General features: G+C 49.5%; 5 protein-coding genes. All 5 read right to left on the bottom strand.

Annotation, left to right across the window (positions count from 1 at the left end):
• Positions 1 to 521: response regulator (locus NZ772_07010; protein ID MCS6813307.1), on the bottom strand; the 521-nt coding region annotated here is incomplete at its 3' end.
• Positions 522 to 674: 153 nt separating this feature from the next.
• Positions 675 to 3,503: a CHASE2 domain-containing protein gene (locus NZ772_07015; GenBank protein ID MCS6813308.1), complete on the bottom strand. Its 2,829-nt coding sequence runs from the start codon at positions 3,501 to 3,503 to the stop codon at positions 675 to 677.
• Between the two features lie 122 nt (positions 3,504 to 3,625).
• Positions 3,626 to 4,465, bottom strand: a complete 840-nt coding sequence (locus NZ772_07020; GenBank protein MCS6813309.1) for a DUF928 domain-containing protein — start codon at positions 4,463 to 4,465, stop codon at positions 3,626 to 3,628.
• A 64-nt stretch (positions 4,466 to 4,529) separates the two neighbouring features.
• On the bottom strand, positions 4,530 to 7,349 hold the full coding sequence (locus NZ772_07025) for a CHAT domain-containing protein (protein ID MCS6813310.1): 2,820 nt from the start codon (positions 7,347 to 7,349) through the stop codon (positions 4,530 to 4,532).
• Positions 7,285 to 10,230, bottom strand: a complete 2,946-nt coding sequence (locus NZ772_07030) for an S-layer family protein (GenBank protein MCS6813311.1) — start codon at positions 10,228 to 10,230, stop codon at positions 7,285 to 7,287. Before NZ772_07030 ends, NZ772_07025 begins: the two co-directional genes overlap by 65 nt.
• Positions 10,231 to 10,363 lie beyond the last annotated feature (133 nt).

A 10,363-nucleotide genomic window follows, 5' to 3' on the forward strand; every position in this document is an offset into this window, starting at 1 on the left:
AAAATTGTGGTTAGGGGGCCGCGGAACTCGTGGGACACCATTGCCACAAACCGAGACTTTAGCTCGTTCAGATGTTGGGCGTGGTGTAAAGCTGCTTGGAGTTGTTGATTTTGCGCCTGAATCTGTTGCTGCTGGCGACAAATGGTGAGCTGATTTTCTACCCGTGCTAGCACCTCTTCAACGTGAAAGGGTTTAGTGATATAGTCAGCGGCACCGACTTCAAAGGCTTTAACTTTATCCAATGCTTCGCCTAGGCCACTCACAAAAATAACTGGAATGTTACGGCTTGTTTCTGAGGCTTTAAGGCGGGCACAGACTTCATAGCCACTGATATCTGGCATGGTGATATCTAGCAAGATGAGGTCTGGTAACGACACCTGCACGGTTGTGAGGGCTAACCGACCGTTCAATGCTTTACGGACTTTGTAGCCACGATCGTTGAGCATTTTTGCCAACAGCCGCAAGTTATCGGGTTGGTCATCGACAGCTAAGATTGTTGCACGCGGTGAAGATATGCCCATGGGATTCAATGTCAGCTATTAACAGTTATAGCGGTTTGCAGTCCGTGGCAATAGGCTATGCTTGGCTCAAACTTGTTGTGGCCTATAGCTTTAACTGTGATTTATCACTCTCTAAGGCACTATACGTCAGAGTCAACAATAATCATCAGGCTACTAAGTCTCTGAACTAGTTAAGTGAATAATTTGGTCAAAGCGAAACTTGGTGACTAGGGTGCGTAATTGTTGTGCGATCGCTTGGTGAGAGGCAGGGATGTCTGCCAAGAGTTGGAGAATCAGATCATCGTCTGCACACAGAGCAGCTTGATGCAGATCAGTAATCCATTGCGGGGGCATTATCGCTAGATCACTAGCAGTGAGAACAGCCTGAGATGGGGTTGACGACGAGTCATCTGTAGTGTGGTCATGTTGATTTACCCCATGGGCATCATCGTCGTCGTACTGATAGCGAACCCCTAAATAGTGGCTCATCATGCTAAAAATGATGTGGTCTTGCAATGGTTTAAGCACAAGGTCGTCACAACCTGCGGCTAACACTTTTGGTCGCTCGTCCTCAAAGGCGCTAGCTGTGTTGGCAATGATAATGGTTGGCCGTCGCTGAGTAGTGGTTAGGCGATCGCCCATCTGATCTAAAGGCGTTAGCTGTTTCGTGCGTTCGCGTTCACGGATTTGTCGAGTCGCTTCGTAGCCATCCATAACTGGCATCTGCAGATCCATCCAGATTAGATCAGGTGACCATTCATCCCACTGTTGAATGGCCTCAACCCCGTTAGAGGCGGCTCGAACCTGGAAACCAACGAGTGTTAGCAAGCGCACAAGTAACTCTTGGTTTTCGAGATGGTCTTCGACTACAAGGATACGATAGCTAGGCTGATTGGGTGACAGGCCAGTTACTCGGCGTAATGGTTGGTGGCTGTGGAACTGCAAGGCATTCACAACTTGAACAGGCAAAACTACTGTGAAGGTTGTGCCTGCATTCAGGGTGCTACGAACGTTGATCGTTCCCCCCATTAACTGCACAAACTGGCGAGTAATTAACAAGCCTAGGCCACTGCCCTCCTGAGATTTGCGCCCTGTTTCTGTCTGACTAAAGCTACCAAACAAGAGATCAAGCTCTTCAGGAGCAATGCCGGGGCCAGTGTCTTCCACGTCAAACTGAAGCATTGTGCGTGGATTATCTGTAGGCGACCAGGTGTTACTAGCATGGCGGGCAGTCGCTGATGAGCCTTGAGGGTTTGCGATCTGAACGTGTAGGGTTACTCTGCCCTGCTGGGTGAATTTAATCGCATTCCCCAACAGGTTGATCAAAATTTGGCGCAGCTTGCTCTCATCCGTCTTAACGTAAGTTGGTAAATCAGCAGCATAGTCAATCTCAAGGTTTAACCCCTTAGCCTGGGCCTTAAGCTGTAGCATTTCAACGATCGCTACAATCGTGCTACGTAGATTGACCACATCTTCATTAAGAGTAACCTTACCAGCTTCAATCTTGGACATATCCAGCACATCATTAATCAGCGTCAGCAAATGTTCTCCACTACGACTAATGATGTCGAGGTATGACCTCTGGTCTGGTTGGAGGTGGGCATCTCGATGTAACACTTGGGTAAACCCTAGGATGGCATTCAATGGTGTCCGCAGCTCATGGCTCATCTTCGACAGAAATACACTCTTGGCTCGATTGGCCATGTCTGCCTGCTCTTTTGCTACGCGCAATGCTTCTTCTGCCTGTTTACGCTCTTGAATTTCTATCTCTAGGTCACGAGTACGCTCAAATACCTTGAGTTCTAGCTGTTGAGAATAGTCTGCTAACTGCCGATAGGACTGTCTGAGCATAGAAGCTAACCCATAAAATCGGCTCAGGGTGGTTGCACCGAGCAATGCCACCATAGGGGGTACGAGGGGAATCCACCACTTGGCTAAAAAGGCTAGATAGGCTTCACTAGCCAGTGCTACAACCGCGATCAACACTGCGAGCAGTGACCAAAAAGGGCCACGCAGCACCCAGCCTAAGATAGCGCCAATACTTGCCCAGCCAGCAATCCACAAATATTCCAATGGATCAGGCCAGAATTGGAAGAGAGGCTTTCCTTCCAGAGCAGCACTAAGAATCTGGCTAACTAGTTCTGCATGAATTTCTACCCCAGTAGACGCAGGGCCTTGGCTAAAGGGAGTTGCAAAAAAGTCTTTGAGGCTTTCGGCGATCGAGCCAATCAGAACAATGCGATCGTGCATCAGTCCATCATCCACTTTATTATCTAGAACGTCAGAGACAGGCACAATTGGAAATGGACTATGGCGATCGCCAGGGACATGTCGCCAGCCTCGATAGGTAAGCATTATTTGATACCCACCAGCATCTACATGGGTATAACTACCATCATGGCGCTGGAGGGCAGTGAACCGTGCCTTCCCCAGTTGAATAATTGTTTGAGCTTGGTCAACAGGTTCAGGTGTAATGCCTCTGGGTTCAAGATACAGGAGTGCTAACCGCAACGGCAGGCTATAGTAAAAGCTGCCTTGTTTTTCAATCGATAACAGGCCTCGCCGAACACGTCCATCTATATCTGTCACAATATCCACTGCACCCACTTGGTCAAGCTCTTTCAGCACAGGGGGTGGAGCAACTGAATTGTCAGTATTGTTGGCTAGCACCTTCTGCACGCCAATTAAGTTAGGTGTTGTCTGGAACAAGTGTCGGAGTTCCATTGCACCATCACCAACTGGAAATGGTCGGTAGATATCAAGTCCGATCGCAGCGGGCTGATGGGCATTAATTTTGCGAAGCAGCTCTGCTAAGCGTGCATCTGACAACGGCCACTCTCTAAGGCGGCTCAAGTCAGTTTCGGTCACACCGACAATTACAACTGGGTGTTGTGGATGGGTTAACGGCTGCCAACGAAAGAATTGGTCTAACATAACCAACTCTGGTAGCTGAAACAACCCCAACAAGCGCAGGATGATGACAAATCCAGCGACTGCAGGCATTACAAGAAGTGCGCCTCGCCACCTGTGAACTGCCTGCTTAAGAATGGGGTGCCACCGAATTGGCCACATTACACGCCTTTAAGTGAACGACGATATCGGTAGCATAGCGTAGCTAAGGCAACTTAATCTACTAGAGAAGCTTGGGCTAGCGAACCAAGATTAACGGTTGTCGAGTTCAGGAGATTAGCCCAGCTATCTGAGACTGCAGCATCTCCTTGGGAGAGTCGCTGTGCAGCCGCTAGTGTTGCTACCAAGTCATACCAAATGCCCGCTTCGCCATAGATAGCGGCTTTCTCAAGAGCATCTGTTGCACGAGCTAGCCGAACTTGCTGATCTGCTTCCAGAGTGACACGACGGATTGTACCCTCGGCGTAGGCATCGGCTGAGCGATTGCGATCATCCCCACAAACCAAAGAGAATGTCCACTTGTAGGGAGTATTCAGAGCTAATGCTGGTTCATCACTGGGCAACGTCACAGCAATAATACCAGGTTGACCTGTAAGAGCTATGCGTTGAGTGTATGTATACTGAGATGCTTCTTTGGCTCTAACAGCTCTTTCTGGTACATCCGTTGCCAACGTAAATTCAGCTATTTTAGCCGATGTCTTAGGCACATAGACCAGAAATGTAGGATGTGCAGATACGGTCAATTCTTCTTTTACAGTCAATCCTGCTTTTACAGTCGATCCTTGTTTCTGAAGGCTGGGATTAGCTGACGGCAATAGCAGAGTCAAGGCCAAGGAATCATTGCCCACATCAGCATGACAATTGCCACGAGTAGCAGCGCCACGAGTTTGCTGAGGGGCACCCTCACCAGCACGAGGGCGGAATACAACCTGAAATCTCCTATTTGCTGGTGCTGCGATCGCCAAACTAGACAGGAACCAACCTAGAGTAATAAGCGCGATCGTCGATACCTTGAACCCGTTTAATAGCGAACCACGCAAACGACGATGAGTCATGATTAATCTCCTAGGGGCTTGGAGGACGGAGAGAATCAATTACCATAACTGTAGACAGTATAACCTACAGCCAGTTACCCACTAGCACAAATGGTGCCCAAAAGTAAGGGTGTTCATAATTCCCCCGAAGCAGTTTTAGCTGGGCACGACGTAGGGCTTCTGCTCTAGTAATTCCCGGTTGGGTCACTTGGCGATAGAACTCGATCATAAGATCTGCAGTCGATTGATCTTCTACAGCCCAGAGGGTTGCTAGGGTGCTACGGGCACCAGAGCGAACAGCTACGCCTGCTAACCCCAAGGATGCCCGATCGTCACCAGCGGCAGTTTGACAAGCACTCAAAATTAGCAGCTCGATCGGAGTTGGCCGATATTCTAAAATCTTTAGAATTTCTTCCAATTTGCTTAAGCTAATCCGTTGATTCCAAGCCAGGATAAATGTCTCGTTTGGATTTGAGCTAAATTGTCCATGGGTTGCCAAGTGAATGACTGGAAAGGGGGCGGATTTAAGCTGTTGCTCTAGCCGTTCGGCTGTAAAGTCTTGATTTAGGAGGGTGACACTAGGCAAGTTGGGTGCAATTGTGGCAATTTCAGTCTCTACCCCTGGTAGGGGCAAGAATCCTTCGGTCGCTTGGCTGATGCCTGCCTTTAAGACTCGTAAACCACCCTCATTGAGAGGACTAGGTCGTAGCAAGCTCAGGCTAGGTGTGAGGGCAATTCGGTAATCTTCAATCAGGTAGTGATCTTCACTGTGAAGTGCTGCCATGGGCAAGTTTCTAAGGGAACCATCCAATAGAAACACGATCGTTTCAATTCCAGACAATTCTGCTTCAAAGGGCTTGATCAACCAGCCGTAGACCCTTTTAGCCAGTGGCAATCGCTCATTTAGAAATGAATTGCGTCGGAGTGAACGTTGCATGTCGGCGATCGTGGCTTCAATTTCTGTACGCGGCAGTTTGGTAGTATGGCGATGTAAGGATTGGTCTGGCAGCGAAAGTAGCACCTCTAGCCGGTCGGGCAAGAGAATGGGATAGATGATAGCAGCACCCTTGTCAATAGTCTCCACTGGCTTGGGTTGTAAATCCAAACAAGCTTCTCGAAAATAGTTCTTTAACTCTGCCAGTTGCAGAGCTTCAATCAATTGCCGTGCTTGGGCGAGTTTTGATTGGTCAACTGGTTTGTCAACGGGCAACAACAACGACATCAATTCCCGATAAACGGGTTCCACACCCTCGCGAAATGAAAGCTGAACATCTGGGTTAATGGCTGTCAAATCACTGCTGATAGCATCTAAAGTATTCACGGCCTCCTGATAGGCAGCGATCGCTCGCCCGTAATCCCCCATTTTCACTAACAGCCGCCCCAGTTGCCACTGCCATTGATAAAGGGTTCCAGGTATGTTCAACCCTTGGGCTAAAACCAGTGCTTGCTGAGTGAGGTCGATCGCCTCTGCCCACTGTTGACTAGCCTCATACAGCCCCCCTAGCCGACCTAACGCATAGGACTCAGCTCGAGGATTGCGAATTTGTTTTGCTTGCTGACTGGCAGAGGCAAACATCCGAGCAATCTCCAAAATTTTGTCTGAAGGAACATCATCAAGTTGATATTTCTCAGGCTGTAACCGGGTATCAGTTGGTGCTGCGGGTTTTGTAACGGGTGTTTTTGCCTGCGTTGCCCTCAATGACCAGTAGCGCGTTAGGCTTTCAGCAAAATCGATTTTGGCATAAATAGCAAATTCGCTTACGGGTATAGCTGCCAGGTAGCTATGCAATTCAGGTAACAGAGAGGATGCTTGATCAAGTTGCTCGAGGTCAAGCAATAGCCGCAGTTGATTGAGCTGAGCTTGGAGTTTGACTGCACAGTCGATCGTTTCTTCCTGAGTCGAGAGGTTGATGGTACTGGGGGTAATGGATGGACAAGTGACTTGGCGGTAATAGCGTAAAGCAGCAGTGGTTTGGCGTTGGGCACGGGCTGTGTTGCCAAGCTGAAGCAGGGCTAACTGTCGCTCGTTGCTGGCTCCGATGCGATCGGCAATAGCCAGACTTTCAGTGAGAGCCTCTTGGGAACTATCCAATACCCGGATCAGGCGTAGAGCATTACCCAGATGCAGAAATCCCATAGCCTTGAGAGCAGAATCAGGCTGAGTCTCAAGCTTTTTAGCAGTAGCTTTTAGGGTTTGGTGGGCACGAGCATACAGCCCCATTGCCTGTAAAGCATTATCCTGGTTAATCTCGGCTTGAATAACCTGACTCGTTGCACCAATAGCTTGATAGATATTTTGTGCTTGTTGCCAGGTTGCCAGAGCAGTGTCAGCGTGGCTTTGATGCAACTGTAGGTGGCCCTGAATCATCAGAAGTTGTGCCCATGCAAGGCTCGTAGTCGAGTTGTTCGGAAGTTGCTGCACGAGGTTAAGGCTGGTAGCAATTGCCTCATTAGCCTTATCCCATTGCCCTAATTGCCCATAGGTCAGTGCTAAATACCCTAGGGTAAGGGCACGGTTGCGACGATCGCCCTGGATGGTAAAGGCCCGCAACTGATGCTGCCAAACTTGAAGAGCATCAGCATACCGTCCAGCTTCATAGAGGGCGCGCCCTTCGTTAGGCGTTGACTGTTGATGGTTAGATAAAGTGGGAACCTGGAATTGACTGTCTGCAATTAGCCAACTGTTATCAGCAGGGTTAGATGCCCTTGATGTGAGATTGTGGAAGCGAGGCACCGGCTCGGTACGGAGTGAATGTCCACTAACAGCAACCACAAGACCCGCTGCAATCGCCAGTAGGATAGTTAAAAACCGTCGAAACTGAGCACGTTGTCGCATAGTGTTATGGCCCTGAGCGAGTTGGAGATGAACAGGACGATGATAATGGCCACGATTGTAGAGAACCATAGCCTACTAAGATAACTTTGCCGTCAGGCAATCTCACCCACTGATGAGCTGGGGACAACTCAGGTGGGGACGATGACTGAGGCGATCGTCTGCTGTCTACAGATACTTCCGGCGTTGAAAATAATGCTGGCGACGGGTGACTTGAGCTAACCTCCGGGTCTTGACCCTCTTGAACAGTAGTATTGGCCTGATCATCTCCCCAGTCAATCAACGTTGGCAGAAGATTCACAATCTCAGAAGGATTGGGCAACAAACCACCGCGCCCAGGGATTGTAAATTTGTTACCACCCTCAGCAGGGCACCCCACCACAATCTGATTGGACGTATCTAAAACATCATCAGGTAGCTGTATCAAGCCTTTACTAGGATCATCTCCTAATGTAGTTACGATCGTCTGTCCTTGAACCTGAAGGGAAGCACGAGTTGTAATGTCACTAATTGCACTGGAGTCAGTACGAGGTGTAAACCCAAACACGCCTCGGCTAGCAATTTGAATCGTGCCTCCTGTGCCTCCCACTGTAGTGGCAATAATGTCACTATTTTCGCTAGGAAATCCGATAATGTAGCCGCCGCTAAAGCGAAGGTTGCTGCCACTACCCGCAGTGGGACTGGTAGCAGAAATCAGGCCGGCATCCCGAAGAAATAGTAAATCTTGCAGTTGAATGGCAATATTGCCACCTTGGCCACTAGCAGTTTCAGTCACAATGGCAGCCCGATTTTGGAGAGTAATGCCGTTTCCTTGTAGACTGATGTTGCCACCGCTGCCACTGCCATTACTGATAGCTGCGATCGTGCCCTCATTCCTCAACAGCACCACATCGGGGTGAATTGTAATGTTGCCAGCATTACCGGTAGCTGTAGGGGTTGTCGTGGCAAAAATACCCGTGTTGGGGTCTGCGATTGTTAGGCGACTACGACTTGCAATCTCAATGTCTCCTGAATTACCAGCACCAGAAGCCGTGACACGCAACTGTCCACCTTGAGTTAGAGTCAATACGTTGGTAGTAATCTGAAGGTTACCGCCATTACCCGCTGAAGCTGTGGTGCTGCTCACTACAGCATTACTTGCCAATTCTACTGTGGGTGCAGTTAGCCGAATTGTGCCTCCAGTGCCCCTTGAATTATTGCCGGCAGTTACGCTGGTGATGAAAGTTTGTGGCAAGTCAGATTCACTGCCTGCCAAACGAATTGGCTCACTAGTAGATATGTCTATCGCTCCCCCTTGCCCATTAGTAGTAATGTTTGTAGCTAGTTGACTACCCTGGTTGAGTTGTAGCGAGCGTCCTCGCACAATCACATTTCCACCCTGACTCTCGGCAGTGCCACTGCCATTACCTAGCTCTGTGCTAGTCAGGACTTGACCACCAGTTAATACAATGTCGCCATCTGTTGTGATTGCAAGCTGGCCACCTTGCCGACTACCGCGATTGACCGAACGAATAGCAGCGTTATTCACGGTAAGTGCATTGGTTTGCAGCCTCACATTACTGCCGGTGCCAAATTCTGACTCCACTAAACTTTGTATGGCACTACCCCCAGCCAGAGCGATCGTGCCTACTCGAATTTGCACCTCCCCTCCCGTAGCATTACCACTGACGCGAGAAAGCACCTGAGCGCCACCATCTAGGCTGAGAGATGGGGTGACAAGCTGCACAGGTAAACTATTGCCAGTGGCACCAATGCCCACGATGGCTCGAATTTGAGCTTGACTCGTTAGGGTTGTGCTATTAGTCACAGCAAGGGATAGGGTGCCGGTATTGCCGCTGCCAGCTGTCAAGGTTTGCAGCGCACCACCTTCTGCTAGTTGCAGTCTCTGGGCCTGGGCTGTGAGGGTGCCACCGTTGCCTTGGCCTATCGTTTCAGCACTCACGAGCGATCGACTAACCGTTAGGTTTGGGGTCGTGAACTGGATGTTGCCACCTTGCCCTGTGGCAGTAGAAGTACTGACCTGACTACGAATCTGGCTATTGTTGGCAATGTTGATGCGATCGCTGCCGCTTAGGGTAATAGTACCTGCATGACCACTACCTGCAGTGGACGTGACAATTTGAGATGCATCCATTGCAATCACTGGGGCTGCAATCTTGACCAAGCCACTAGCTCCATCGGAGGATGTAGCAGAGGCGATCGTGCCTCCTGATTGCAAGGTCACCTGATTTTGGGCCGCCAAGGTAATGTTGCCTGCATTGCCTGCACCTGTTGTACTGATGCCCACACTGGCATTGTTGGCAACGGTAATTAAATCACCCATGAGGGTAATGTTGCCGCCATTACCATTGGCAGTTGTGGTGCTCTGTACAACAGTAGTAGGGTCAGAAATCGTAATCCTGCCCGTTGGATTTGCCGCCATTCCCAGGGTGATATCACCAGCTTGCCCTATTCCCCATGCGCTAGTTTGCAGCTTTCCCCCAGCGGTGATATTGACCGTCGGCGCAGACAGGCTAATGTTACCACCTGCTGCTGCCCCGGTTGTGCTAGTTTCCACCATAGCACTGTCAGAAATTTGGATGGCGTTACTAGCTAGGGTAACGGCTCCACCTTGTCTAGTATCTGATTGAGTATCACTAAAAATGCCACTATTGGCACCTGAGATCAGCAATTGATCAGTGGCAGTCACTGCAATCGCTGTTGGATTATTGATTCCCAAGTCAGCGATGCGCAATTGTCCGCCATTTAGCAGGCTCACCGTCCGAGCGGTCACTTGCATGGCGACAGGATCTTGTCTGATACTTGGTCGAGCAGTACTGAAAATGCCACTGTTGGCACCTGAAATCACTAATTGATCACTAGCATTCACCACGATCGCTGTCGGATTATTGGCTCTTGAGTCAGCGAAGCGTAGTTGTCCGCCATTTAGCAAGCTCACTCTTTGGGCAGTCACTTGTATGGTAGAGTTTACCGATATATTAGGATTTACCGATGTGCTGGGATTTACCGATAGGTTGGGATCTACCAACGTGTTAGCCACAGGAGCGATCGCTGCCGTGATCACGGCATCATCAATCAGCACGTTA

The sequence above is a fragment of the Cyanobacteriota bacterium genome, assembly GCA_025054735.1.
In the GTDB taxonomy this organism is placed as follows: domain Bacteria; phylum Cyanobacteriota; class Cyanobacteriia; order SKYG9; family SKYG9; genus SKYG9.